The sequence below is a fragment of the Bradyrhizobium sp. USDA 4449 genome, from assembly GCF_054056275.1.
The window spans coordinates 4,855,557-4,878,901 of the sequence record NZ_JBSRYD010000001.1; the positions used below are offsets into that span (position 1 = coordinate 4,855,557).

The window sequence follows — 23,345 nt, forward strand, 5'->3', positions numbered from 1 at the left end:
GTCGATCGGCGATGACCGGTTGGATATCAAGTCAAACGGGAAGCAACGTCGAATGTTGCAGGCTAAATGATTGTTTAGGTTCACGAGCGGCCGACAGCCGACAGATGCGGCCAGGCAAACGACGCCCGCTCCGCCACGCGAATGGAGTCACGTCACCGCAGGACAAAGCCTTTGCTTCCGCGAATTCATGCTGCGCGGAGTGCGATGGTTCCTAAAGAGGTGAGATAAAGCCTGAGATCGTCGGGGCCGATCTCGTCGATGCGAACGCGGAGGAGAAGCGGCTCGTCGAGAAGCGGCTGAAGTCGATGTTCCGTCCGAAAGGTCGAAAAACATCGCGGCGCATGGTCCGGAAACGATGCGCCGCTGCTCGCTCACGCCGCCTTCGACTCGACCTCGCTGATCCAACTGCGGGCCAGCGTCACGTCGGCTTGCGACAGCTGATGCCCTGCTGGAAGCACCTTATGGTCGACGCGCGCTCCTGCTTCGGACAACAACGCCGCAAGCTTTGCCGAATTGCTCGCAGGCACGATCGGATCAGCCTGCCCGGACAGCAACAGAACAGGCTCGCCGTTGAGCCCGGCCCTAGTTGGTTCCGAGAACGGCACCATGGCCCGCAGCAGGATCGCGCCGGCCAGCACATCCGGCTGCAGCAGCAGCAGCGCGGCGGCGATGTTGGCGCCGTTGGAGAAGCCGACTGCAATGGGTGCGGGGATGCAGTAGCGCTCACGTGAATGGGCGATGAATTCGCCGAGTTCGACCGTGCGCCGGCGCAAATCGTCCTCGTCGAACACGCCCTCGGCGAGGCGACGGAAGAAGCGCGGCATGCCGTGCTCGAGCACGCGGCCGCGCGGCGAGAGCAGCGCCGAGCCCGGTGAGATCATCTTGCCGAGCCCGAGCAGGTCGTTCTCGTCGCCGCCGGTGCCGTGCAGCAGCAGGAGCGGAGGGGAGCCCGCGCTGGTCGCGGGCTCGAAACGATGGATGAAGTCGGTCATGCGGCGGTCTCTTCCAGGTTCGGCAGCACGCCCTCGATCTGCTTGCGATGCTGTTCGAGGAAAACAGGCAGCTTCAAATCGCGTCCGAGCGTCTCGACGGGCTCGTCTACGGCGAAGCCGGGGATATCGGTTGCGATCTCGAACAGCACGCCGCCGGGCTCGCGGAAATAGATCGAGCGGAAGTAGTTGCGGTCGCGCTGCTCGGTCGGATGCAGGCCATGATTGCTCACGAGCTTTTGCGCCATCTTGCCCTGTTCGGCATCGTCGGCGGCGCGGAAGGCGATGTGGTGCACCGAGCCGCCACCCTGATGCCCGCGCAAAAAGCCCTTGGCCTCGTAGATGTCGACGACGCTGCCGAGGACACTGCCTTGGGCATCGCCTGATGCCTTGAAGCGGATTACCGAGCCTTCGCGCCCCGTCTCCTTGAAGCCGAACACGTCGGTGAGGACGGCAGCCGTCTTCGCCGCGCTGTCGAGCAGCAGGGTCACGCCGTGGAAGCCACGGATCGCGTGCTCGGCCGGTACGTCGCCATTGCTCCAGCCGGGCTCGTTCTCTGCGCCTGATATGCCGACCAGCGCGAGCGCCATGCCGTCAGGGTCGGTGAACGGCAGCACGGACTCGCCAAAGCGCTTCTCAAGCGCCTCGTAAGCGATGCCCTTTTCGATGAAGCGCTGCGTCCAGTAACCGAGCGAGCGCTGCGGCACGCGGAACGCGGTCTGATGGGTCTCGCCGACGCCGCGGCGCCCGGGCGACACGCCGGCCCAGGGAAAGAAGGTCAGGATGGTGCCGGGGCGGCCGGTCTCGTCGCCGTAATAGAAATGATAGGTGCCGGGATCGTCGAAATTGACCGTCTTCTTGACGAAGCGCAGGCCGAGATCCCTGGTGTAGAATCCGAAATTGCGGATGGGATCGCCGGCGATCGCGGTCACGTGGTGCAGTCCAGACATTGTCGTCCTCCAACTCAGGGAGCGGTCTTGCTCTGGGTGGAAATATCGTTCCGCTTTGGATTGGAGACAATCCATGCAAATATGACGTCTATGTCTATGATTTGGAAACAATCGGGACCGACCCTTGGATAAGGTCGCCAGCCTCCGCGCCTTCGTGAAGGTGGTCGAAAGCGGTAGCTTTGCCGAGGCGGGGCGGCAATTGCGGCTATCGCGCTCGGCGATCAGCAAATACATCGCCGACCTCGAGGAGAGCCTCGGCGTCCAGCTCCTGAACCGGACCACCCGCCACGCCAGCCCGACCGAGAACGGCCAGCGCTATTTCGAGCGCGCGGTCGTGATCCTCTCGGAGATCGAGGCCGCCGATCAGGCGGTGACGCAGGCGCAGTCGTCGCCGCGGGGACTGTTGCGCGTCAACGCGCCGATGTCATTCGGCACGATGCGGCTTGGGCCGGTGCTCGCGGACTTCATGGAAGCGTTCCCGGAGCTTCAGCTTCAGATCGTGCTCAGCGACGACCTGCTCGATCCCGTCCAGGACGGCTTTGACGTGACGCTGCGGATTGCGGAATTGGAATCGTCGAGCCTGATCGCGAGGAAAATCATGCCGGTGCCGCGCATGATCTGCGCCTCGCCTGATTATCTCGCGCGTCACGGCACGCCAGGGCATCCGCAGGATCTTCGTGAGCATGCCTCGCTGACCTACGGCTTCCTCCTGACGGGCAATCAGTGGAAGCTTACAGGCGTCGATGGCGACCACTGGATCCAGCCGGCCTGGTCGCTCTGCGTCAACAATGCGGAGGTGCTGCGCGATGCCGCGATCAAGGGCAGGGGACTCGCGCTTCTGCCTGACTTCATTGCGGCGGAGCCTTTGCGGAAAGGCGAGCTGCGGACGGTGCTGGACGATTATTCGGCACCGCCGCTTTCGCTCTATGCGGTCTATCCGCCGACGCGACATTTGTCGGTGAAGGTGCGGCTGTTCATCGATTTTCTGGTGGCGCGGTTTGGGCGGGAGGAGATGGGCTCAGCGAACGCGCGCGCTAGCTGACCGAACGCTGCCCTGCGGGCGCGCTTGCTGACGACCTGGCTGATCCCCGCGTATTTGAGCCACGCTCTCGTGCTGCGCGCCACGTCGGCGGTCACGACGATGATCCGCGGCATCGGTTGCAGCGGAAGCTGTCGATCCGGACGGTCTCTGCGGAGTGATGCGTGCGATCTGACTAGCGCCGTAGCGTGAATTCGCCCGCACCGCGCCGGTGTTCCCACTTCGCCCGTTCGAGCTCGGGCTGGTCGCACTCCTCCTCGGGATAGCCGATGCAGAGATAGGCGATGAATTTCCAGGCGGCGGGCACGTCGAGCACGCCGCGGATGTGCTCGGGATTGAGGATCGAGACCCAGCCGAGTCCGATTCCCTCGGCACGCGCGGCGAGCCACATCGCGGTGATGGCGGCGACCACGGAATATTCGGTGGTCTCCGGCATGGTCATGCGGCCGAGGCCCTGGCCGATGTCGCTGGCCTTGTCGGCGAACACGGCGAGATGGCCGGGAGCCTGTTCGAGGCCCGAGAGCTTGAGCGCCGCGTAGCGGCCGGCGCGCTCGCCGGAGTAGCAGCTGAGCGCCTCGGCGTTGCAGGCCTTGAAATCGTCGATCACAGCGCGCCGCCGTACCGCATCATCGACGATGACGAAGCGCCATGGCTGGCTCAGGCCGACCGAGGGCGAGAGGCAGGCCGTCTCGATCAACCGCTCCATGGCGCCGCCTGGCAATGGATCGCTGCGAAAGCGGCGCACATCGCGGCGCCACACGAACAGCTCGCGCAAGTGCTGGCGGAAGGCGTCGTCGAACGCGACCATGATCTATCCTCCCGTGTGAAGGAAGGCTGCGGCGACCAGCAGGATCAGGATCTCTCCGACCTGTTCGAACGCGCCGAGGATATCGCCGGTCTGTCCGCCGATCTGACCGATGGCGAGCCGCGTCAGGATCAGTCCGGCCAGCGACAGCAGGACCAGGCCGACCAGCGCCTTGGCCGGCCCGAGCGCCAGCGCCAGCACAAGGGTTCCAACCGCGAACGCGATGGCCACGCTGCGGCCCGGCGGCGATCCCGCGCTTGCCGACAATCCGTCTGGCCGCGCCGGCGGCACGAGCGACATGAACGCAGGCACGCCCGCGCGCGCCGCGGCATGGGCCGAGACGAGCGCGAGCATCACGGCCCACGGAGTGGCGATCGCGGCAAGCGCGCACCAGCGCAGACCGAACGACAGGATCAGCGCGCAGACGCCGTAGCTGCCGATCCGGCTGTCGCGCATGATCGCGAGCTTGCGCTCACGCGTCCGGCCGCCGCCGAGGCCGTCGGCGGTATCGGCGAGCCCGTCCTCGTGGAGCGCGCCGGTGATGAGCGCCGTCGTGCCGAGCGCGAGCAGGGCGGCCGTGCCTGGTGTCAGTCCCAGTCTGCTCGCGAGCGCGTAGACCGCGGCGCCTGCAACTCCGACCATCAATCCCGCAACCGGCAGCGCCCAGGTCGCGCGCGCGACGGCGCCGTCGCTGGCAGGCTTCGGCGAGGTCACCGGCACGATCGTGATGAAGGACGCCGCGATCCTGAGATCGGCGACGAGGTCTTTCAAAATGTGGGCGGGCGGCATCATTTCAGTTTCATCGGCAGGCCGGCAACGACGAACTCGACCTCGTCCGCAACACCGGCGATGGTCTGGTTCATGATGCCGGCGGCGTCGCGATAGCTGCGCGCCAAAGCGTTGTCGGGCACGATGCCGAGGCCCACCTCGTTGGTGACGAGGACGACAGGGCTTTTGAGCCGGGGCAGGGTGGCGGCGAGTTCACTCACCTCGTGCTCCCAGCCGCGTTCAGCATGCATCAGGTTGGAGAGCCACAACGTGAGGCAGTCGACGAGCCGGGCGCCGGCGCCATCGGTTGCGACCAGCGCGGGCACGAGATCGAGCGGCACCTCGCGTTCGATCCAGTCGGTTCCGCGCCGTGCGCGATGTTGCGCGATGCGCGCGTCCATTTCCGCATCGAGCGCCTCGGCCGTCGCGAGATAGACGGGTTGCCCGGGAAAGGCCCGCGTGCGCGTTTCCGCGCGCCTGCTCTTGCCCGATCGCGCTCCGCCCGTGATCAAGATGACGGCCATGAACTCTCCTGTTGGCCTGACTAATCACCAAACGCGGCCGAAGACAAAGCCGAAATCAGGCGGCGAGGGGCTTGCGCTCGCCCCGCGCTTTGCGCAACAGGGGCGGGACAGGAGGCAGGCGTGGGTTTTGCGGGTGCGATGGTGGTGGCGATGGCGGTAGATGCCCTCACGGGCTGGCCGTCGCCGCTATTTGCACGAATCGGCCATCCCGTGACCTGGTTGGGCCGGCTCATCGCTGCCATCGACAGTGGCTGGAATCGCGCGTCCGATCCGCCGGGCCTCCGCCGCGCGGCAGGCGTTGCCGGCGCGCTTCTGGTGATTGCGATGGCGCTTGTGCTCGGTTGCGTGCTCCAGTCCGCGCTTTCCCCGGGCTGGATCCAGATCGTGCTGGTCGGCATCCTGGCCTGGCCGCTGGTGGCGCTGCGCTCGCTGCATGATCACGTCGCCGCCGTCGCTGATCCTCTGCTGGGCGGTGACATCGCTGCGGCGCGCGGAGCCGTGTCGCGCATCGTCGGCCGCGATCCGGCTGCGCTCGACGAGGCCGGTATCGCACGTGCGGCGATCGAGAGCCTCGCCGAAAACGCCTCTGACGGCATCGTCGCGCCGGTGTTCTGGGGCGCGCTGTTCGGCCTGCCGGGAATCCTCGGCTACAAGGCGATCAATACGCTGGACTCCATGATCGGCCATCGCAGCGAACGCCACGAAGCGTTCGGCTGGGCCGCCGCCCGCATCGACGATGTCGCCAACTTCGTTCCGGCACGCCTGACCGGCTTTCTCTTCGTGCTGCTCGCGCCGCGACGATCGGAGGCGCTGTCCTGCATGACGCGCGATGCGCGGCGCCATCGCTCGCCCAATGCCGGCTGGCCGGAGGCGGCGATGGCCGGCGCGCTCGGCGTGCGCCTCAGCGGCCCGCGGATCTATCACGGCTGCGCGACCGATGAGCCCTGGCTCAACGAAGGCGCGCGCGATCCGCAGGCCTGCGACATCATCGAGGGACTGAGGGTCTATCGCCGCGCCATGGTGCTGCTCGCGGGCGTCCTTGCGATCCTCGCCTTCGCGTGAAAGAAGAAGGCATGCGCGAGCACGGTGGAAATCTCGATCTGGCCCGGCAGCGTTTCGGCGGACGCGCTGAAGACTGGATCGACCTGTCGACCGGGATCAACCGGCGGCCTTATCCCGTGGGCGAGATATCAGCACATCATTGGCAGGCTCTGCCGTCGCGTTCCGAGATCGAGGCCCTGCACCAGGCGGCTCAACGTGCCTATGGCACGATCGCGCCAGTTGTCGCGATGGGCGGTGCGCAAGCCGCCATTCAACTGCTGCCGCAGCTCGCGCCGCGCGGACGGGCGCGCATCCTCGGGCCGACCTACAACGAATATGCCCCTGTGCTGTCGGCCGCGGGATGGGAGGTCGAGGACGCCGGTGAACTCGATGCGCTCGCCGGCGCGAGCCTCGCCATCGTCGTCAATCCCAACAATCCCGACGGGCGCCGTGCCGCGCCGAAGGAATTGCTCGCGCTTTTGCCGCGCGTCGGTCATCTCGTCGTCGACGAGAGTTTTGCCGATGCTGTTCCCGAGCTCTCGCTCGCTTCGGAAGCGGGGCGGCCGGGGCTCTTGATCCTGCGCTCGTTTGGAAAGTTTTATGGGATTGCCGGCCTCCGGCTCGGCTTCGCGATTGGCCATGCGACTGACATCGCCAAGCTCGCGGCAGCATCGGGTCCGTGGCCTGTGTCGGGCGCGGCGATCGCGATCGGCTGCCGCGCCTTGCGCGATGACGCCTGGGCCAAGGCGACGACGGTGCGGCTTGCGCAGGATTGCGCGCGCCTCGATGAGATGGCGCAAGGGCAGGGCTGGCGGCTCGCCGGCGGCGCGCCGCTGTTTCGTCTCTACGAAACGCCTGACGCAATGGCCGCGCAGGGGAAGCTCGCGCGCCGCCAGATCTGGTCGCGCGTCTTCGCGCAAAATCGGACCTGGTTGCGCCTCGGTCTTCCGGGCGTCGAGTCCGAATGGATGCGCCTCGCCGGAGCCTTAGCGCGCTAGCGCGAGCAGGCCTTCGACGCCGAGATGCCTTTCGATGTGATCGGCCAACGCATCGAGCGCGCTCTCGACCCGGGCGCCATACGGGTCCTCACCCGCGGGAATGTCGAGCCCTGCAAGGAATGCCTTGCGAAAGGCGTCCGACGTGAACAGGCCATGCAGATAGCTGCCTTGCACGCGCCCATCGCGCGAGATCGCGCCTTCGAGCTCGCCATTCAGCTTGGCGAATGGACGCGCACGATCAGCCCCGTCGGTACGGCCGATGTGGATTTCGTAAGCGTGGATCGGTTGATCGGTCGCCGCGTGCACAGCCGCGACCCGTGTCAGCGTCTTCTGCGGGCTCATCACCGTTTCCACATCCAACAGCCCGAGGCCCGGCGTGTCGCCCGCGGGTCCTTCGATGCCGTCGGGATCAGCAACGCTGCGTCCGAGCATCTGGTAGCCGCCGCAGAGGCCGAGCACATGGCCACCCCTGCGGTGATGCGCGAGCAGGTCGATGTCCCAGCCCTGCGCGCGCAGGAACGCGAGGTCGCCACGCGTGGACTTCGAGCCGGGGATGATGACGAGACGCACGTCGCCCGGTATCGCTTCGCCCGGACGCACCATCACGAGATCGACTGAAGGCTCGAGCTTCAGCGGATCGAGATCATCGAAATTGGCGATCCGCGACAATGCGAGGCAGGCGATCTTGCGCTGGCCCGGCTTGCGGGCATCGCTTAGGCCCAGCGCATCTTCGGCCGGCAACTCGCCGGCCCGTGCGAACCACGGCAGTACGCCAAAGCCGCGCCAGGCGGTCCTTTGCTCGATCAGTCTGTAGCCGTCATCGAACAGCGTGGGATCGCCGCGGAACTTGTTGATGACAAAGCCCTGGACCATCGCGGCATCATCAGGTTCGATGACCGTCTTGATGCCGACGAGCTGGGCGATGACGCCGCCACGGTCGATGTCGCCGACCAGCACCACGGGCACGCCGGCCTTGCGGGCAAAACCCATATTGGCGATGTCGGCCTTGCGCAGGTTCACCTCGGCCGGGCTGCCGGCGCCTTCGACCAGCACCAGATCGCTGCGCGCCTTCAACCGCTCAAAGCTCTCCAGCACCGCGTCCATCAGCTGTGGCTTCATCGCCGCATAGTCGCGCGCGCGCGCGGTTGCGATGCGCTTGCCATGCACGATGACTTGCGCGCCGACATCGGTCTCGGGTTTCAGCAGCACCGGGTTCATGTCCGTGTGCGGCTCGACGCCCGCGGCGAGCGCCTGCAGCGCCTGGGCGCGGCCGATCTCGCCGCCATCGACGGTGACGGCGGCATTGTTGGACATGTTCTGCGGCTTGAACGGGAGCACGCGCAAGCCGCGCCGCGTAAACGCACGCGCGAGGCCGGCGACGATGAGCGACTTGCCCACGTCCGAACCGGCCCCCTGGATCATCAGCGCGCGTGCCGTCACGTTCAGAACTCGACGCCGGCCTGCGCCTTGATGCCGGAGCGGAACGGATGCTTCACCAGCGTCATCTCGGTAACGAGGTCGGCGATCTCGATCAGCTCGTCCTTGGCGTTGCGCCCGGTGAGCACGACATGCGTCATCGGCGGCTTCGACGTCTTGAGGAAATCGACGATTTCGCCGATGTCGAGATAATCGTAGCGCAGCGCGATGTTGATCTCATCGAGCACGACCATGCGCAGATTGGAATCGAGAATCAGCTCCTTTGCCTTCTCCCAGCCGGCGCGCGCAGCCGCGATGTCGCGCGCGCGGTCCTGCGTCTCCCAGGTGAAGCCTTCGCCCATGGCGTGGAACTGGCACAGTTCGCCGAAATGGCCGGTGAGCAGGCGTCGTTCGCCGGTATCCCAGGCGCCCTTGATGAACTGCACGACCGCGCAGGGGAAGCCATGAGCGACGCAGCGCACGATCATGCCGAAGGCGGAGGACGACTTGCCCTTCCCGGCGCCGGTGTGGACGATGATGAGCCCCTTTTCGCCGCTCTTGGTCGCCATGATCCTGTCGCGGGCGACCTTGATCTTCGCCATTTTTGCGGCGTGCTTCGCCTCGTTCTTCGCGTCTGTCTTGGCGTGGGTCTTGGCGTCTGTCTTGGCGTGGGTCTTGGCGTCGGTTTCGTCGGCCGTTTGGCTATCCGGTTCAGGCGTCATCTGACAGGGTCCTTCGGCTTGACAAGAGGCGGCCGGGGGCAAATGGTGGCCCGGCGTTGGTTCCTGTCCTATGACAGGCGAAGAGGGAATGCGATAGGGTCCGAATCGGCAAGATTGGGTCCAAAATGCAGCCGCCCCCGCGACCGTGACCGGAGAGATGCCCAAAGCCACTGACCCCCAGGGGATCGGGAAGGCGGGGATCGAAGGGCAAAGCCCTGCTCCGCAAGCCGGGAGACCTGCCAGCGCGGACGATTTTTGGACCGGCGGACGGGGTGTTCCGCGACGGGGAAACGAGCCTTCGCAAGAACGGTTCGTGGGCCTCTTCGCCTCCGGCTGATACTTCTGGAAGAGGCGATGACCGTCACACTGCATGTCTGCATCACCTGTCGCGCCGGCCAGACGCTCGGCGAAGGCGAGGTTACGCCCGGCAAGCGTCTGCATGGCGCGATCCTCGAGGCCGGTGTTCCCGACGGCGTCAAACTGGTTCCCGTCGAATGCCTCTCTGCCTGTAGCCAGGGTTGCTCGGTCGCGCTCAGCGCGCCCGGCCGCTGGTCCTATGTGTATGGCCGGCTCTCGGATGCCAACGCGCAGGAGGTCGTTGCCGGCGCCGCCGCGTATGCCGCCGCGCCAGATGGCCTCGTGCCCTGGCGCAGCCGGCCTGAAATCTTCCGCAAGCAATCGCTTGCCCGCATTCCCCCTGTTGTCACGTTGCCGGAGGCCGCCGAATGAACTCGCTCGCAAAAGTCCCGGTGACCGTCGTCACCGGCTTTCTCGGCTCCGGCAAGACGACGTTGATCCAGCATCTGCTCGGAAATCCCGGAGGCAAGAAGCTCGCCGTGCTGGTCAACGAGTTCGGCAGCGAGGGGGTCGACGGCGAGATCCTGAAGTCCTGCGCCGACGAGAACTGTCCGGAAGAGAACATCGTCGAGCTCGCCAATGGCTGCATCTGCTGCACCGTTGCCGACGATTTCATTCCGACCATGGAGAAGTTGCTCGCTCGCCCCGTGAAGCCCGATCACATCCTGATCGAGACCTCGGGCCTGGCATTGCCGAAACCGCTGCTGAAGGCATTCGACTGGCCCGAGATCCGCTCGCGCATCACCGTGGACGGTGTGATCGCGCTCGCCGATGCCGAGGCTGTCGCCGCCGGCCGTTTTGCACCGGACCCGGATGCCGTCGAAGCGCAACGCGCGGCCGACGGGAATCTCGATCACGAGACGCCGCTGTCGGAGGTGTTCGAGGATCAGATCGCCTGCGCCGACATCGTGCTGCTCACCAAGGCCGATCTTGCGGGTGCTGCGGGCATTGAAGCCGCCAAGGCCGCGATCACCGCCGAGATGCCGCGCCGCGTGCCGATGCTGCCCATTACCGATGGTGCGATCGACGCACGCGTCATCCTTGGCCTTGGCGCCGCCGCCGAGAACGATCTCGCCGCGCGTCCCTCGCATCACGACGGCGAGGAGGAGCACGAGCACGACGATTTCGCCTCTCTCGTGATCGATCTCCCTGAGATTGCTGACGTCGATGCGTTGCTCGCATCGGTCCAGAAGCTGGCGCGCGAGCAGAACGTGCTGCGCGCCAAGGGCTATATCGCGGTCGCGGGCAAGCCGATGCGGCTGCTGCTGCAAGCGGTCGGCGAGCGCGTGCGCCACCAGTTCGACAGGCCCTGGGGCGCAGGTCTCAGGCAATCAAAGCTCGTCGTGATCGGCGAGCACGGCGATATCGACGAGGCTGCGATCAAGGCGGGATTGGGAGTCTGATGCACGTCGTCTTCCGCGAGAGCCGCGGTCTGGAGGAGACCGCGACGCCAAGGGACATCGGCCAGGACCCGGCCGATCTCGTGGTGCTCTCGTTCTCGGATTCCGACCTTGCCGCCTTTGCAGCGGGCTGGCGGCGTGGCCGTGACAGCCTGCCGTCGTTGCGGCTCGCCAATCTCGCGGAACTACGTCATCCGCTCTCGGTCGACACCTATATCGAGCGCACGCTGTCGCAGGCGCGTGGCATTCTGGTGCGCTTGATTGGAGGCGAGTCTTATTGGCCCTACGGGCTCGCGGCACTCCAGCAACTGGCAAAAGATCGCAATATCGTGCTCGCCGTGCTGCCGGCCGATGGCCGCGACGATATCAGGCTCGACGCTTATTCGACTTTGCCGGTCTCGACGCTGCGCCGGCTCAAGGTGCTGTGCGACACCGGCGGTCCCGTTGCGGCGCAGGCGGCGATTGCGCAGCTTGCGCTGGCCTCGGGTCTCTATGCCGGGCCCGTCGTCGGCGAAATGACCGTGCCAGAGATGGGCTTTTACGATTCCGCGCGAGGCGTGATCGCCGCCGTCCCGAGCGGGGGGAAGCCGTCCGCGCTGGTGACGTTCTATCGCTCTTACCTCACTGCCGCGGACACTGGGCCGATCGACGCGTTGATCGCTGCGCTGCGCGAGAAGGGGTTTGACGCCTATGGCGTGTTCGTCACCTCGCTGAAGGCCGCGGGCGTCGCTGACTGGCTGCGAGACCATCTCGCCAGGAATCCTCCTGCCGCGATCGTCAATGCGACGGCGTTCTCGGCGAGGGGCGACGACGGCACGACGCCGTTCGATGCCGCGCCGTGCCCCGTGTTCCAGGTCGCGCTCTCATCGGCGCAGCGCGAGGACTGGACGGAGTCGCTGCGCGGCCTGTCGCCCGGCGATCTCGCGATGCATGTGGTGCTGCCGGAGGTCGACGGCCGCCTGTTTGCGGGCGTGGCGAGTTTCAAATCGGCCGGGATGCGCGATCCCGATCTGCAGTTCTCGCATCTGGCTCATCGGCCGGATGAGGAGCGCGTGAGGGCCGTTGCGGCACGTGTTGCGGCCTGGCATCGCCTGGCCGAGAAGCCCGCTGCGGAGAAGCAGCTGGCGATCGTGCTCTCGAACTATCCGGGACGACCGCACCGGATCGCGCATGCGGTTGGTCTCGATGCGCTGGCCTCGGTGGAAGCCTTGGCGTCTGATCTTGCCGATGGTGGCTTCAACCTTTCGCCCGTCGGAGCGCTTGGCGAGACGCTGGTCAAGCAAAAATTGACGTGGAGCGTTGCCGACTATCGCGCGGCGCTTTCGCGCCTGCCGCAAGCCTTGCAGGACGATCTCGCGCGAGCCTGGGGCGCGCCGGAGAACGATCCGAGCTGCCGTGACGGCGGCTTCCACTTCGCTGCGATCCCGTGCGGCCGATCGATCATCGCAGTCCAGCCCGAGCGCGGCGATGCGGCTACGCGCGATTCCGACTATCACGATCTCGCCCGCACACCGCGCCATGCCTATGTCGCGTTCCATCTCTGGCTCCGCGGGCAGGGGATTGATGCCGTCGTCCATATGGGCGCGCATGGCACTCTGGAATGGCTGCCCGGGAAATCCGTGGCGCTGTCCTCACACTGCTGGCCGGAGGCGCTGGTCGGCGATCTGCCCGTCATCTATCCCTTTATCGTCAACGATCCCGGCGAGGCCGCGCAGGCCAAGCGGCGCATTGGTGCCATCACCATCGGCCATCTGCCGCCGCCGCTGGAACAATCTGCCGTGCCTGACGGCTTGCGCCGGCTCGAACGTCTGCTCGACGAATATTCGACCGCCGATGGTCTCGATCCCGCGCGTCGCCAGCGCCTGATCGCGGCGATCCGCGAGGAGGCGCGTGCGGCGGGTCTCGAAGACGATCTCGGCCTGGATGCTTCGGCCGCACCGGCTGAAGCCATCCCTCGCATCGACCGCTTCGTCTGTGATCTCAAGGAAAGCCAATTCGGCGACGGCCTGCATGTATTCGGCCGCGGCGCCTGCGGTGACGCCGAGCGGGATGCGCTGTGCGCGGCGCTTGCAGGCCAGCGCATCGCGTCGGGCCCGGCAGGCTCGCCGTATCGCGGGCGTCAGGACGTCATGCCGACGGGGCGCAATCTCTTCGCCGTCGATCCCCGCGCGGTGCCGACATCGTCGGCGCATGCGCAGGGGATCAAACTCGCCGAAGAGCTGCTGCGCCGTCACCTGCAGGATCACGGCGATTGGCCGAAGGGTCTGGTCGTCGATCTCTGGGGCTCGGCCACCATGCGCACCGCGGGCGAGGAATTCGCGATGGCGCTGCATCTCGCCGGTCTCGCGCCGCGCTGGGATCATGCCTCCGGACGCGTCACCGGCTACGACATCATCGCGCCGGCCGAGCTCGGCCGTCCCCGCATCGACGTCACGCTGCGCGTCTCGGGCCTGTTCCGCGACGTCTTCCCGGGCCTTGCCCAGATGTTCGAAGCCGCCACCGAGGCGCTCGCATCGCGCGAGGAGGGCGAGGCGAATCCCTATCGCCACCGCGCCTCCCGCGTGTTCGCGCCGCGTCCCGGACAATACGGCGTCGGCCTTTCGGCGATCCCCGATGCCTTCTCGCCCGAGACGCGCGATGCCGCCGGTGAAGCCTGGCTGTCGGCCTCGTCCTGGGCGTTTTCCGCCGATGGCGAGATCAAGCCGGATCGCGCGGGCATCGAGCAGCGGCTCGCGTCCGCCGATGCGTTCGTTCACCTCCAGGATCTGCCGGAGACCGATCTGCTGCTCGCCGCCGACTATGCCGCGCACGAGGCCGGCATCGCCGCGGCGGCGGCGCATCTCGGCGCAGCAGGGCCATCGCTCTATCACCTCGACACCACGCGCCCCTACGAGCCGCACGCGCGTACGCTGACGGAAGAAATCTCCCGCGTCGTGCGCGCCCGCGCTGCCAATCCGGCCTGGATCGCCGGCATGATGCGGCACGGTTTTCGCGGCGCGGCGGAGGTCACTGCGACGCTGGAGCACATGGCGGCCTTCGCCCATCTCGCCGGCGCCGTACCGCCGCATCTGTTCGATCTGTATTATGACGCGACGCTCGGCGATGCCGATGTCCGCGCCTTCATGGCGCGCGAAAACCCGTCGGCGCTCGCCGCGATGCAGACCTGCTTCACCCGCCTGCACGAGGCTTCGCTCTGGCGAACGCGCCGCAACTCGATCGCGGCCGCGCTGAAGGAGGCGTCATGAGCGTGGCGTCAGTGAAGGGCTGGTGCCCCGGCGCTATCAGGCCGATGCAATCGGGCGACGGGCTCGTGGTCCGCGTGCGCCCGTTCGGCGGTCGAGTCGACGCGGAACAGGCCGCCGGGCTCGCGCGTCTCGCCGAGCGCCATGGCAATGGTCTGATCGACGTGACCAGCCGAGCCAATCTCCAGATCCGAGGCGTCAGCGAGAGCAGCCATCGGCGGCTGCTTGATGGTCTCGCACAGCTGGCGCTGCTGGACCCTGACGCCGACACCGAATCCCGGCGCAATATCCTGGTCACCCCGTTCTGGCGCCGCGGCGACGAGACCCAGGCGCTTGTCGCGGAGCTCGAAGAGGCGCTGGCGGACTCTGCGCTCGCGTTGCCGACGAAATTCGGCTTCGCCATCGATGACGGCACCTCGCGCGTGCTCGCGGGCAATTCCGCCGATGTGCGGATCGAGCGCGACGCGGCAGGCGGTCTCATGGTGCGTGCCGATGGCGCAAGGTTCGGCCGCTGCGTCGCGCGCGGCGAAGCGGTGACCACCGCACTTGCTGTCGCTCGCTGGTTTATCGCCTCCGGCGGACGCGGGCGGATGGCAACGCATCTTGCCGCGGGCGCAAAACTGCCTGAGGCGCTACGTGGCGAGGCGGAGCCGGCGCCGATCATGGCAGCTGTGCGCCCCGGTCTCTATCCGCAAGGGGCGATGGTCGGGATCGCCTTCGGGCAGGTGCCGCATACGACGCTCGACCAGCTCTCCGGCTGCGGGCATGCGCTGCGGATGACGCCGTGGCGGATGGTCTTGAGCGAGGGCAAGCGGACGATGCCGTCAGCCTCGGGCCTCATCACCGAGGCTGACGATCCGGCGCTGCGCGTCATCGCCTGCAGCGGCGCGCCGCGCTGCCGCGAGGCCCATGCCGATACCCGCGCGCTGGCCGCGGCGCTCGCGCCTGATATCGGGGCAGCTGCCCAGCTGCATGTCTCCGGCTGCGCCAAGGGCTGCGCCCATTCCGGCGCGGCCGCGATCACGCTGGTGGCGACGGCGACCGGGTTCGATCTCGTGCGCGGCGGCTCGACCCGCGACGTGCCTATACTGCGTGGGCTCGACCGCGACGACATGATCAGCGATCCCTCCATCCTGATGCGGGGCCACTGATGCCGCATGCTTACGAGACGGACGGCGTTGCGATCTATCGGCAATCCTTTGCGACCATCAGGGCCGAGGCCGATCTGGGGCGCTTCACAGCCGACGAAGAACAGGTCGTGGTGCGCATGATCCACGCCGCCGGCATGGTTGGTCTCGAAGCGCATATCCGCTTCACGCCCGGCATGGCGACCGCGGCGCGCGCAGCCTTGCAGAAGGGCGCGCCGATCCTGTGCGATGCGCGCATGGTGTCCGAAGGCATTACGCGCGCGCGACTGCCCGCGGCCAACGCGGTGATCTGCACGCTCGGCGAGGAGGCCGTTCCTGCGCTGGCGCAGTCGATGCGCAACACGCGCTCGGCCGCGGCGCTGGAACTGTGGCGCCCGCATCTCGACGGCGCGATCGTCGCGATCGGCAATGCGCCGACGGCGTTGTTTCATCTGCTCAACATGCTCGAGGACCGCGACTGCCCGCGGCCAGCGGCCATCATCGGCTGCCCGGTCGGCTTCGTCGGCGCGGCCGAATCCAAGGCCGCGCTGATGGCCGATCCACCCGTGCCGGCGCTGACGGTCGAAGGCCGCCTCGGCGGCTCCGCGATCACGGTCGCTGCCGTGAACGCGCTGGCGAGCCGGAGCGAATAGAGATGGGACGCATCATCTGCTGCGGTCTCGGACCCGGTGATCCCGATCTGATGAGCGTGCGCGCCGATCGTACCGTGCGCGGCGCGAAGCACGTCGCCTATTTCCGCAAGAAGGGCAGGCCGGGCCAGGCGCGGCGCATCGTCGAGGGGATGCTGGCTGCCGACGTCACCGAATATCCCATGGAATATCCGGTGACCACGGAGATCGCCTTCGATGGCCCGGAGTATGTCCAGCTGCTATCAGGCTTCTACGATGAATGGGCCGAGCGCCTGGCGCGGCTCTCGCGCGCAGTCGACGTCATCGTGCTGTGCGAGGGCGATCCTTATTTCTACGGCTCCTTCATGCACCTGCACACGCGCCTGCAGGGCCGCGTCGAGATCGAGGTGATCGCCGGCATTCCCGGCATGGTCGGCTGCTGGAACGGCGTGGGACAGCCGATTGCGCTCGGCGACGACGTGACGACGGTGCTGATGGGCACGCTCGCCGAAGAGGAACTCGAGCGGCGCATGCGCGATTCCGATGCCCTCGTCATCATGAAGACCGGCCGCAATCTCGCGAAGGTGCGCCGCGCGCTTGCATCCGCGGGCCGGCTGGACGATGCCTGGCTGGTCGAGCGCGGCACCATGCCTGGCGAGCGCGTGGTGCGGCTTTCCGAGATCGATACCACTGAGTGTCCTTACTTCGCGATCGTGCTCGTGCACGGTAAGGGCCGGCATCCGGCCGCCGCCGAATGAGTGGCACGCTCACCATCGCGGGCCTCGGCCCTGGCAGTGACGCGCTGGTGACGCCGGAGGTCTCGGCCGCGCTTGCTACCGCGACCGACATCTTGGGCTATGCGCCTTACGTTTCGCGCGTGGCGCCGCGGCCCGGGCTCACCCTGCATCCGTCCGATAATCGTGCGGAACTTCAACGGGCCGCCGAGGCTCTGCGGCTCGCGGCCGATGGCGGCGAGGTGGTTGTCGTCTCCTCCGGCGACCCCGGCGTCTTCGCGATGGCCGCTGCCGTGTTCGAAGCGCTCGAACTGGCGCCGCAATATCAGGACCTGCCGATACGCGTGCTCCCGGGGATCACCGCGATGCTGGCGGCGGCGGCGCGCGCCGGCGCGCCACTCGGCCACGATTTCTGCGCGATCAACCTCTCCGACAATCTCAAACCATGGGCGGTGATCGAGAACCGGCTGCGGCTCGCCGCGGAAGCTGATTTTTCGATCGCGATGTACAATCCCCGCTCGGCGAGCCGGCCGGATGGATTTGGTCGCGCGCTCTTGGTGTTGAAGGAAGCCGGCTGTGGTGAGCGCCTTGCGATCTTCGCGCGCGCGATCAGCGCTGCCGACGAAAAAATCGTGACGGTTACGCTAAACGATGCGACGCCGGAGATGGCCGACATGCGCACGCTTGTCATCGTCGGCAATTCGCAGACGCGCCGCGTCGGTCGCTGGGTCTATGCGCCGAGGCAGGTCCGATGATCGAGCCATTGCATCACCTCGGCGACGCTCTCGACCCGCAGCCGCTCGGGCAATTGCGGCCGCGAGATCATGATCACGGGCAGGCCAAGCCTGCGCGCGGCGTCGATCTTGGCGCGGGCGCCGTCGCCGCCGGAGTTGCGGGCGACGATCCATGCGATGCCGCGCGTGCGCAGCATCTCCAGCTCGCCCTCGAGCGTGAACGGCCCGCGCGATACGATGACATCGGCGGCGAAGGGCAGGGGCGCCTCCGGCGGATCGACGAACCGCAGCGTGTAGGCATGCTGCGGCCTGGCGGCGAACGGGGCGATGTGCTGGCGGCCGATGGCGAGGAAGACGTTTGCCGGCGCTTCGGGCAGCGCAGCCGCCGCAGCATTGACATCGCTGGCCTCAATCCAGATGTCGCCGGGCGTCTTGCTCCAGGGCGCGCGCTCCAGCGCGATCAGCGGCGTGCCGGTCTCAGCGCACGCTTCGATGGCGTGACGGCTCATCTCGGCCGCGAAGGGATGCGTCGCGTCGATCACATGGGTGATGCGTTCGCGCTTGATGTAGCCGGCAAGCCCGCTCACGCCGCCAAAACCGCCGATGCGGGTCGGCAGCGGCTGATCCGCCGGGACCCGCGTGCGGCCACCATAGGAATACACGGCGTCAATGCCCACGCGCGCGATCTCCGCGGCGAGCACGTTCGCATCGGCAATTCCGCCCAGAATGAGGGCGCGAATCATGGCTGAGTCCTTGGCTGATCCCTGGCTGAGCATCATCGGTATCGGCGAAGATGGCCTTGCCGGGCTGCCGGACGCAAGCCGAAAGGCGCTCGCCAACGCGGAAACCGTGTTCGGCGGCGAGCGCCATCTTGCACTTGCAGACGTAGGAAGCCGCGGCCGCGCGTGGCCGGTGCCGTTCGATGCCGACATCGTGTTGAGCTGTCGCGGCCGGCCGACGGCGGTGCTCGCCTCCGGCGATCCCTTCTGGCACGGCGCCGGCGCGGGCCTCGCCGAGAAGCTCGGCAGCGACGAGTGGATCGCATATCCGGCGCCATCGACCTTCTCGCTCGCGGCCGCGCGGCTGGGCTGGCCGCTCGAGTCCGTCGTCTGTCTCGGGCTCCACGCCGCGCCGTTCGAGCGTCTGATCGCCCATCTGGCGCAAGATGCGCGGATCATTTGCCTTCTGCGCGACGGAAAGACGGTCGGCGAACTGGCGAAATGGCTGACGCAACGAGGATGGGGTGCCTCGCTCGTATGGACCCTCGAGGCGCTTGGCGGCCCGCGCGAATACATCGAGCGGCACCGCGCCGATCGCTTTGCCGAGGATATTGCCGGCAATCTCGTTGCGGTGGCGGTCCTGGCGATAGGCGGGCAGGGGATTCCCCGCAGCTCAGGTCTTCGAGACGATCTCTTTGTCCATGATGGCCAGATCACCAAACGGCCGGTACGCGCGCTCGCGCTCTCCGCGCTGGCGCCGCGCCCCGGCGAGCGCCTATGGGATATCGGCGCCGGCTCAGGCTCGATCTCGGTGGAGTGGGCGCTGTGCGGGGGGGCGGCGACTGCGATCGAGGCGCGCGAGGATCGCGTTGCGAACATCCGCAGCAATGCGGCGGCGTTCGGGCTGACGCACAGGATCACCATCATCACGGGAACGGCGCCCGAAGCACTTACCGCGTTGGAGGCACCCGATGCCATCTTCGTCGGCGGCGGCCTCGATCGCGCGATGTTCGATGCGATCTGGTCGCGTGTTTCACCGGGCGCGCGGCTCGTCGCGCATGCCGTGACGCTGGAGACCGAGGCGCTGCTCGGCGGATTGCACCGGCAGCATGGTGGCGAGTTGATGCGGGTCGAGATCGCGCATGCCGCTCCGCTCGGCCGTTACCGCTCGTGGGAGGCGGCACGGCCGTTGCTGCAGTGGAGTACGGTCCGATGAAAATCGCCGGGCTCGGATTCAAGAGAGATGTGACGCTGGCCTCGTTGCGCGAAGCGCTGCTGGCAGCCGGCGGTCCCGAAGGGCTCACCGCTGTGGCTACTGTCAGCGAGAAGGCCGATGCGGAGGCGTTGATACTGCTTGCGCTGGAATGCGGCGTGCCGATCAAGGCGGTACCGGCCGACATATTGGCTCGTATCGACACGCCGACGCAATCGAAGCTCGTCACCGAAAAATTTGGTACGGGATCCGTCGCCGAGGCAGCGGCGCTCGCTGCCGCCGGCCCGCACGCGCGATTGATCGGGACACGCGCGATCTCGCAGGATCGCACCGCGACGGCTGCGATCGCGGAAGGAGACGGCCCATGACGGTGCATTTCATCGGCGCCGGACCGGGCGCTCCGGACTTACTGACGCTGCGTGGCCGGGACTTGATCGCGGCCTGTCCGGTTTGTCTCTATGCGGGATCGCTGGTGCCCGAAGGCGTGTTGGCGCATTGCCCGCCAGGTGCGCGCATCGTCAACACGGCGCCGCTGTCGCTCGACGATATCATCGCCGAGATCGGCGCGGCGCACGCGCAGGGCAGGGACGTCGCGCGGCTGCATTCGGGCGATCTCTCGATCTGGTCGGCGATGGGCGAGCAGCTTCGCCGGCTGCGCGCGCTCGGCATTCCCGTCACGATCACGCCGGGCGTGCCGTCGTTCTCCGCGGCCGCCGCCGCCCTCGAAGCCGAGCTGACCTTGCCTGGGCTCGCGCAGTCGGTCGTGCTGACCCGCACGCCGGGCCGCGCCAGTGCGATGCCAGAGGGCGAGAAGCTTGCCGCGTTCGCCGCAACGGGCGCGGTGCTCGCGATTCATTTGTCGATCCATCTGCTCGACCAGGTCGTCGCCGAGCTCACGCCGCACTACGGTGCCGGCTGTCCAGTCGCCATCATCTGGCGCGCGAGCTGGCCGGACCAGCGCATCGTCCGCGCGACGCTGGCAACGCTCGATGCCGCCGTCGGTACGGAGATGGAGCGCACCGCCTTGATCCTGGTCGGCAAGACGCTTGGCGCTGCGGAGTTTGACGAGAGCCGGCTCTACGCCGCCGACTACGATCGGCGCTATCGCCCGATCGGTGCCGAGCCGCGCTTCCCGGAGGCATCGTGATGGCGGCGGGCCTCGTCATATCCGCGCCAGCGTCCGGCGTCGGCAAGACCACGCTGACGCTCGCGCTGGCGCGCGCCTGGCGCAATCGCGGATTGAAGGTGCAGTGCTTCAAGAGCGGCCCCGACTATATCGATCCCGCCTTCCATGCCGCGGCCACGGGCCGTGCCTCCGTCAACGTCGACAGCTGGGCGATGGACCGCGCGACCATCGCGCATCTCGTCAGCCGCGGCAGCGATGCGGACATCGTGCTCGCCGAGGGCTCGATGGGCCTGTTCGACGGCGTTGCCGTGCGCGGTGTTTCCGGCACCGGCGCCACCGCTGACATCGCGGAGATGCTGGGCTGGCCGGTGGTTTTGGTGATCGATCCCTCGGGACAGGCGCAGACGGCGGCGGCGATCGCGGCGGGCCTGCGCGATTACCGCGCCGGTCTGCGCCTTGCCGGCGTCGTGCTCAATCGTGTGGCGAGCCCGCGCCATGAAGAGCTCGTGCGGCGCGCGCTCAACGACGTCGGCATCGCCGTCTTCGGCGCACTGCCGCGCCATGCCGAGATCAGCCTGCCGAAACGGCATCTCGGCCTGGTGCAGGCCGAGGAGCAGGCGGAGATCGGCAAGCTGATCGACGAGGCCGCGCGCTTCGTCGCCGAGCATGTCGATCTCGATGCGGTGCTGCGCTCGGCTGCCGACCGGTCGGTGCGATCAGCCAGCGATGGTCTGAACGTGACGCCGCCCGGCCAGCGCATCGCGCTTGCCCGCGATGCCGCATTCTCCTTCGTCTACCCGCACATGCTGGAAGCCTGGCGCGCGGCCGGCGCGGAGATCTCGACATTCTCGCCGCTCGCCGATGAAGCGCCGGATGCGGGCGCGGATGTCTGCTGGCTGCCCGGCGGCTATCCCGAGCTTCATGCCGGCAAGATCTCCGCCAATGCGCGCTTCCACAACGGCCTACGTGCCTTCGCCGAGACACGGCCGGTGCACGGCGAATGCGGGGGGTATATGGTGCTGGGCACCGCTTTGACCGATGCCGAAGGTATCCGTCATGAGATGACGGGTCTGCTCGGACTGGAGACGAGCTTTGCCAAGCGCCGCATGCATCTGGGCTATCGTCTCGCCACGCTCTCAGCGCCGATGCCGGGGCATCAGGCCGGTGCGCGGCTGCGCGGGCATGAATTCCACTATTCGACGATCCTCGCCCAGCCTGATACGCCGCTGGCGGTGGTGCACGACGCAGCCGGTGCGGTCATCGCCGAGACCGGCTCGCGGCGTGGCCACGCCACCGGCACGTTCTTCCATCTGATCGCGGAGGACCGGTGAGCGGCTTTGTCTCCTTCGTCTCCGCCGGCCCCGGCGATCCCGAGCTTCTCACGGTCAAGGGCGCCGCGCGGCTGCGCGAGGCCGACGTCGTGCTCTATGACGATCTCGCCTCCGGCGCGATCCTCGACCTGGCGCGGCCCGGCGCCAATCTCTTCGCGGTCGGCAAACGTGCAGGGCGGCCTTCGACCAAGCAGCACCACGTCAATCGGCTGCTGGTCGATTATGCCGCCACCGGCGTCCGCGTCGTGCGGTTGAAGTCGGGCGATGCCGGCATCTTTGGCCGGCTCGAGGAGGAGCTGGAGACGCTGCGCGAGGCGGGCATCGGCTACGAGATCATTCCCGGCGTCACTTCGGCCTGCGTGGCCGCCGCGCAAGCCGGCATTCCCCTGACGCGTCGCCATACCTCGCGCCGGGTGCAGTTCGTGACCGGGGCCGATGTCACCGGCGAGCTGCCGCCGAATCTAAATTGGGCGGCGCTGGCCGATCCGGATGCAACGACGGTGGTCTATATGGGCCGACGCACCTTTCCGGCGCTGGTCTCGAAATTGATCGAGCACGGTCTGTCACCTGCCACTCCGGCACTGTTCGCGGAATCGCTTGGCCGCGCCGACCAGCTGATAGTGCGCACCACGATCGCCGAACTGGCCGCGCAGCTGGCGCGCGGCGGCGCGGCGTCCACGGCGGCCGTCATCATGTTCGGCGCGCTGGCGGGGGGCGGATCATCATGATGACCCTCTCGCTGATCGGCATCGGTTGCGGCGATCCCGCGCAGCTCACGCGCGCGGCTGTTCACGCCATCAATGCTGCCGATCTTGTCCTGATCCCGCGCAAGGGCACCGCGAAGTCTGATCTCGCTGATCTCAGGCGAACGATTTGCGCGGACGTGCTCACCACTGCCACCACGCGCATTGCGGAATTCGAGCTTCCCGTGCGCGACGCGCTCGAAGCCGACTATCGCAAGGGCGTTGACGATTGGCACGATGCGGTCGCCGCCACGTGGTCGCGGACGATAGCCGATCATCTCGGCGGTGACGGCAAGGTCGCGCTGCTGATCTGGGGTGATCCGTCCCTCTACGATTCCTCGCTGCGTATTGCGCGGCGGCTCGCTCCCCAGCCGACCATTGAGGTCGTGCCGGGTATCACCTCGATCCAGGCGCTTTGCGCGGCGCATGCGCTGCCGCTCAATGACATCGGTGAGCCCTTTCTGGTCACGACGGGACGGCGCCTGCGCGAAGGCGGCTGGCCTGAAGGCGTCGATACGGTCGTTGTGATGCTCGACGGCGGCACCGCGTTCCAGTCGCTCGATCCTGACAGAATTCAAATCTGGTGGGGTGCCTATCTCGGCATGGCCGATCAGATCATCATGTCCGGCGCGCTGGCCGATATTGGTCCGCGCATCGTGGCGGCGCGGCAGGATGCGCGCGAGCGGCACGGCTGGATCATGGACTGTTATATTCTCAAACGCAGGCCATAAGCGAGGC

General features: G+C 67.3%; 24 protein-coding genes and 1 riboswitch. Of the genes, 16 read left to right on the forward strand and 8 right to left on the reverse strand.

Annotation, left to right across the window (positions count from 1 at the left end; translation table 11 throughout):
• Nucleotides 1-371: 371 nt before the first annotated feature.
• Together ACVIIW_RS22560 and ACVIIW_RS22565 are read right to left on the reverse strand one after the other, a co-directional pair.
• Complete coding sequence (locus ACVIIW_RS22560) at nt 372-992, reverse strand: alpha/beta hydrolase (RefSeq protein WP_456702734.1); 621 nt, start codon at nt 990-992, stop codon at nt 372-374.
• Complete coding sequence (locus ACVIIW_RS22565) at nt 989-1,939, reverse strand: ring-cleaving dioxygenase (RefSeq protein WP_456702735.1); 951 nt, start codon at nt 1,937-1,939, stop codon at nt 989-991. Before ACVIIW_RS22565 ends, ACVIIW_RS22560 begins: the two co-directional genes overlap by 4 nt.
• A gap of 124 nt (nt 1,940-2,063) precedes the next feature.
• On the opposite strand from ACVIIW_RS22565, the gene ACVIIW_RS22570 reads away from it, so the two are divergent.
• The gene (locus ACVIIW_RS22570) at nt 2,064-2,981 is read left to right on the forward strand and encodes a LysR substrate-binding domain-containing protein (protein WP_456702736.1); all 918 of its coding nucleotides are present in this window, start codon (nt 2,064-2,066) and stop codon (nt 2,979-2,981) included.
• A 172-nt stretch (nt 2,982-3,153) separates the two neighbouring features.
• On the opposite strand, the gene bluB is transcribed toward ACVIIW_RS22570, so the two are convergent.
• From bluB to cobU, 3 genes are read right to left on the reverse strand one after another with little or no spacing between them, the layout of a single operon-like run.
• Nucleotides 3,154-3,786 (reverse strand): 5,6-dimethylbenzimidazole synthase, encoded by a 633-nt coding sequence (gene bluB, locus ACVIIW_RS22575; protein WP_456702737.1) that lies wholly within the window; start codon nt 3,784-3,786, stop codon nt 3,154-3,156.
• 3 nt (nt 3,787-3,789) lie between these two features.
• Entirely contained in the window at nt 3,790-4,575 is a 786-nt protein-coding gene (gene cobS, locus ACVIIW_RS22580) for an adenosylcobinamide-GDP ribazoletransferase (protein ID WP_456702738.1), read from the reverse strand.
• Complete coding sequence (gene cobU, locus ACVIIW_RS22585; protein WP_456702739.1) at nt 4,572-5,075, reverse strand: bifunctional adenosylcobinamide kinase/adenosylcobinamide-phosphate guanylyltransferase; 504 nt, start codon at nt 5,073-5,075, stop codon at nt 4,572-4,574. The genes cobS and cobU overlap by 4 nt, the downstream gene beginning before the upstream one ends.
• A 120-nt stretch (nt 5,076-5,195) precedes the next feature.
• Between cobU and cbiB the strand changes: the two genes are divergently transcribed.
• Together cbiB and cobD are read left to right on the forward strand one after the other, a co-directional pair.
• Nucleotides 5,196-6,137 (forward strand): adenosylcobinamide-phosphate synthase CbiB, encoded by a 942-nt coding sequence (gene cbiB / locus ACVIIW_RS22590; RefSeq protein ID WP_456702740.1) that lies wholly within the window; start codon nt 5,196-5,198, stop codon nt 6,135-6,137.
• 11 nt (nt 6,138-6,148) lie between these two features.
• Nucleotides 6,149-7,114, forward strand: coding sequence for a threonine-phosphate decarboxylase CobD (gene cobD, locus ACVIIW_RS22595; RefSeq protein ID WP_456702741.1), 966 nt, complete (start codon nt 6,149-6,151; stop codon nt 7,112-7,114).
• Here cobD and ACVIIW_RS22600 read toward each other — a convergent pair.
• Both ACVIIW_RS22600 and cobO read right to left on the reverse strand, forming a co-directional pair.
• Nucleotides 7,103-8,536, reverse strand: coding sequence for a cobyric acid synthase (locus ACVIIW_RS22600; protein ID WP_456705232.1), 1,434 nt, complete (start codon nt 8,534-8,536; stop codon nt 7,103-7,105). The two genes, cobD and ACVIIW_RS22600, sit on opposite strands and share 12 nt — an antisense overlap.
• Nucleotides 8,537-8,556: 20 nt before the next feature.
• Complete coding sequence (cobO, locus tag ACVIIW_RS22605; protein WP_456702742.1) at nt 8,557-9,252, reverse strand: cob(I)yrinic acid a,c-diamide adenosyltransferase; 696 nt, start codon at nt 9,250-9,252, stop codon at nt 8,557-8,559.
• Nucleotides 9,253-9,292: 40 nt separating this feature from the next.
• Nucleotides 9,293-9,510: riboswitch (cobalamin riboswitch) on the forward strand.
• 96 nt (nt 9,511-9,606) lie between these two features.
• Here cobO and ACVIIW_RS22610 point away from each other — a divergent pair.
• The 7 genes from ACVIIW_RS22610 to cobJ are packed head-to-tail and all read left to right on the forward strand — an operon-like array spanning nt 9,607 to nt 17,496.
• Entirely contained in the window at nt 9,607-9,981 is a 375-nt protein-coding gene (locus tag ACVIIW_RS22610; protein WP_456702743.1) for a DUF1636 family protein, read from the forward strand.
• Nucleotides 9,978-11,012: a cobalamin biosynthesis protein CobW gene (gene cobW, locus ACVIIW_RS22615; protein ID WP_456702744.1), complete on the forward strand. Its 1,035-nt coding sequence runs from the start codon at nt 9,978-9,980 to the stop codon at nt 11,010-11,012. The genes ACVIIW_RS22610 and cobW overlap by 4 nt, the downstream gene beginning before the upstream one ends.
• Entirely contained in the window at nt 11,012-14,254 is a 3,243-nt protein-coding gene (gene cobN / locus ACVIIW_RS22620) for a cobaltochelatase subunit CobN (RefSeq protein WP_456702745.1), read from the forward strand. The genes cobW and cobN overlap by 1 nt, the downstream gene beginning before the upstream one ends.
• Nucleotides 14,251-15,402, forward strand: coding sequence for a precorrin-3B synthase (gene cobG, locus ACVIIW_RS22625; protein ID WP_456702746.1), 1,152 nt, complete (start codon nt 14,251-14,253; stop codon nt 15,400-15,402). Before cobN ends, cobG begins: the two co-directional genes overlap by 4 nt.
• Nucleotides 15,402-16,031 carry a precorrin-8X methylmutase gene (locus tag ACVIIW_RS22630; RefSeq protein WP_456702747.1) on the forward strand — a complete coding sequence of 210 codons (630 nt, stop codon included), beginning with the start codon at nt 15,402-15,404 and terminating at the stop codon, nt 16,029-16,031. The genes cobG and ACVIIW_RS22630 overlap by 1 nt, the downstream gene beginning before the upstream one ends.
• Nucleotides 16,032-16,033: 2 nt before the next feature.
• Nucleotides 16,034-16,765, forward strand: a complete 732-nt coding sequence (locus tag ACVIIW_RS22635) for a precorrin-2 C(20)-methyltransferase (protein WP_456702748.1) — start codon at nt 16,034-16,036, stop codon at nt 16,763-16,765.
• Complete coding sequence (cobJ, locus tag ACVIIW_RS22640; protein ID WP_456702749.1) at nt 16,762-17,496, forward strand: precorrin-3B C(17)-methyltransferase; 735 nt, start codon at nt 16,762-16,764, stop codon at nt 17,494-17,496. The genes ACVIIW_RS22635 and cobJ overlap by 4 nt, the downstream gene beginning before the upstream one ends.
• Here cobJ and ACVIIW_RS22645 read toward each other — a convergent pair.
• Nucleotides 17,472-18,218, reverse strand: a complete 747-nt coding sequence (locus ACVIIW_RS22645; protein ID WP_456702750.1) for a cobalt-precorrin-6A reductase — start codon at nt 18,216-18,218, stop codon at nt 17,472-17,474. The genes cobJ and ACVIIW_RS22645 overlap by 25 nt on opposite strands.
• Nucleotides 18,219-18,228: 10 nt before the next feature.
• Between ACVIIW_RS22645 and cbiE the strand changes: the two genes are divergently transcribed.
• From cbiE to cobF, 6 genes are read left to right on the forward strand one after another with little or no spacing between them, the layout of a single operon-like run.
• Nucleotides 18,229-19,410, forward strand: a complete 1,182-nt coding sequence (gene cbiE, locus ACVIIW_RS22650) for a precorrin-6y C5,15-methyltransferase (decarboxylating) subunit CbiE (RefSeq protein ID WP_456705233.1) — start codon at nt 18,229-18,231, stop codon at nt 19,408-19,410.
• Nucleotides 19,407-19,775 (forward strand): cobalamin biosynthesis protein, encoded by a 369-nt coding sequence (locus ACVIIW_RS22655; protein WP_456702751.1) that lies wholly within the window; start codon nt 19,407-19,409, stop codon nt 19,773-19,775. The genes cbiE and ACVIIW_RS22655 overlap by 4 nt, the downstream gene beginning before the upstream one ends.
• The gene (gene cobM, locus ACVIIW_RS22660) at nt 19,772-20,554 is read left to right on the forward strand and encodes a precorrin-4 C(11)-methyltransferase (protein ID WP_456702752.1); all 783 of its coding nucleotides are present in this window, start codon (nt 19,772-19,774) and stop codon (nt 20,552-20,554) included. Before ACVIIW_RS22655 ends, cobM begins: the two co-directional genes overlap by 4 nt.
• Nucleotides 20,554-21,864 carry a cobyrinate a,c-diamide synthase gene (locus ACVIIW_RS22665; protein WP_456702753.1) on the forward strand — a complete coding sequence of 437 codons (1,311 nt, stop codon included), beginning with the start codon at nt 20,554-20,556 and terminating at the stop codon, nt 21,862-21,864. The genes cobM and ACVIIW_RS22665 overlap by 1 nt, the downstream gene beginning before the upstream one ends.
• Nucleotides 21,861-22,592, forward strand: coding sequence for a uroporphyrinogen-III C-methyltransferase (gene cobA / locus ACVIIW_RS22670; RefSeq protein WP_456702754.1), 732 nt, complete (start codon nt 21,861-21,863; stop codon nt 22,590-22,592). The genes ACVIIW_RS22665 and cobA overlap by 4 nt, the downstream gene beginning before the upstream one ends.
• The gene (cobF, locus tag ACVIIW_RS22675; protein ID WP_456702755.1) at nt 22,589-23,338 is read left to right on the forward strand and encodes a precorrin-6A synthase (deacetylating); all 750 of its coding nucleotides are present in this window, start codon (nt 22,589-22,591) and stop codon (nt 23,336-23,338) included. The genes cobA and cobF overlap by 4 nt, the downstream gene beginning before the upstream one ends.
• Nucleotides 23,339-23,345 lie beyond the last annotated feature (7 nt).

Excerpts from the sequence above, each read along its gene's own strand:
- ACVIIW_RS22655 (WP_456702751.1), top strand. The coding sequence starts at position 19,407 with ATGAAAATCGCCGGGCTCGGATTCAAGAGAGATGTGACGCTGGCCTCG.
- ACVIIW_RS22565 (WP_456702735.1), bottom strand. The coding sequence starts at position 1,939 with ATGTCTGGACTGCACCACGTGACCGCGATCGCCGGCGATCCCATCCGC.
- cobJ (WP_456702749.1), top strand. The coding sequence starts at position 16,762 with ATGAGTGGCACGCTCACCATCGCGGGCCTCGGCCCTGGCAGTGACGCG.
- cobM (WP_456702752.1), top strand. The coding sequence starts at position 19,772 with ATGACGGTGCATTTCATCGGCGCCGGACCGGGCGCTCCGGACTTACTG.
- cobO (WP_456702742.1), bottom strand. The coding sequence starts at position 9,252 with ATGACGCCTGAACCGGATAGCCAAACGGCCGACGAAACCGACGCCAAG.
- cobW (WP_456702744.1), top strand. The coding sequence starts at position 9,978 with ATGAACTCGCTCGCAAAAGTCCCGGTGACCGTCGTCACCGGCTTTCTC.
- ACVIIW_RS22630 (WP_456702747.1), top strand. The coding sequence starts at position 15,402 with ATGCCGCATGCTTACGAGACGGACGGCGTTGCGATCTATCGGCAATCC.
- cobU (WP_456702739.1), bottom strand. The coding sequence starts at position 5,075 with ATGGCCGTCATCTTGATCACGGGCGGAGCGCGATCGGGCAAGAGCAGG.
- ACVIIW_RS22610 (WP_456702743.1), top strand. The coding sequence starts at position 9,607 with ATGACCGTCACACTGCATGTCTGCATCACCTGTCGCGCCGGCCAGACG.
- cobG (WP_456702746.1), top strand. The coding sequence starts at position 14,251 with ATGAGCGTGGCGTCAGTGAAGGGCTGGTGCCCCGGCGCTATCAGGCCG.
- cobN (WP_456702745.1), top strand. The coding sequence starts at position 11,012 with ATGCACGTCGTCTTCCGCGAGAGCCGCGGTCTGGAGGAGACCGCGACG.
- cobS (WP_456702738.1), bottom strand. The coding sequence starts at position 4,575 with ATGATGCCGCCCGCCCACATTTTGAAAGACCTCGTCGCCGATCTCAGG.
- bluB (WP_456702737.1), bottom strand. The coding sequence starts at position 3,786 with ATGGTCGCGTTCGACGACGCCTTCCGCCAGCACTTGCGCGAGCTGTTC.
- ACVIIW_RS22560 (WP_456702734.1), bottom strand. The coding sequence starts at position 992 with ATGACCGACTTCATCCATCGTTTCGAGCCCGCGACCAGCGCGGGCTCC.
- ACVIIW_RS22635 (WP_456702748.1), top strand. The coding sequence starts at position 16,034 with ATGGGACGCATCATCTGCTGCGGTCTCGGACCCGGTGATCCCGATCTG.
- ACVIIW_RS22665 (WP_456702753.1), top strand. The coding sequence starts at position 20,554 with ATGGCGGCGGGCCTCGTCATATCCGCGCCAGCGTCCGGCGTCGGCAAG.
- ACVIIW_RS22600 (WP_456705232.1), bottom strand. The coding sequence starts at position 8,536 with ATGATCCAGGGGGCCGGTTCGGACGTGGGCAAGTCGCTCATCGTCGCC.
- cobF (WP_456702755.1), top strand. The coding sequence starts at position 22,589 with ATGATGACCCTCTCGCTGATCGGCATCGGTTGCGGCGATCCCGCGCAG.
- cobD (WP_456702741.1), top strand. The coding sequence starts at position 6,149 with ATGCGCGAGCACGGTGGAAATCTCGATCTGGCCCGGCAGCGTTTCGGC.
- ACVIIW_RS22645 (WP_456702750.1), bottom strand. The coding sequence starts at position 18,218 with ATGATTCGCGCCCTCATTCTGGGCGGAATTGCCGATGCGAACGTGCTC.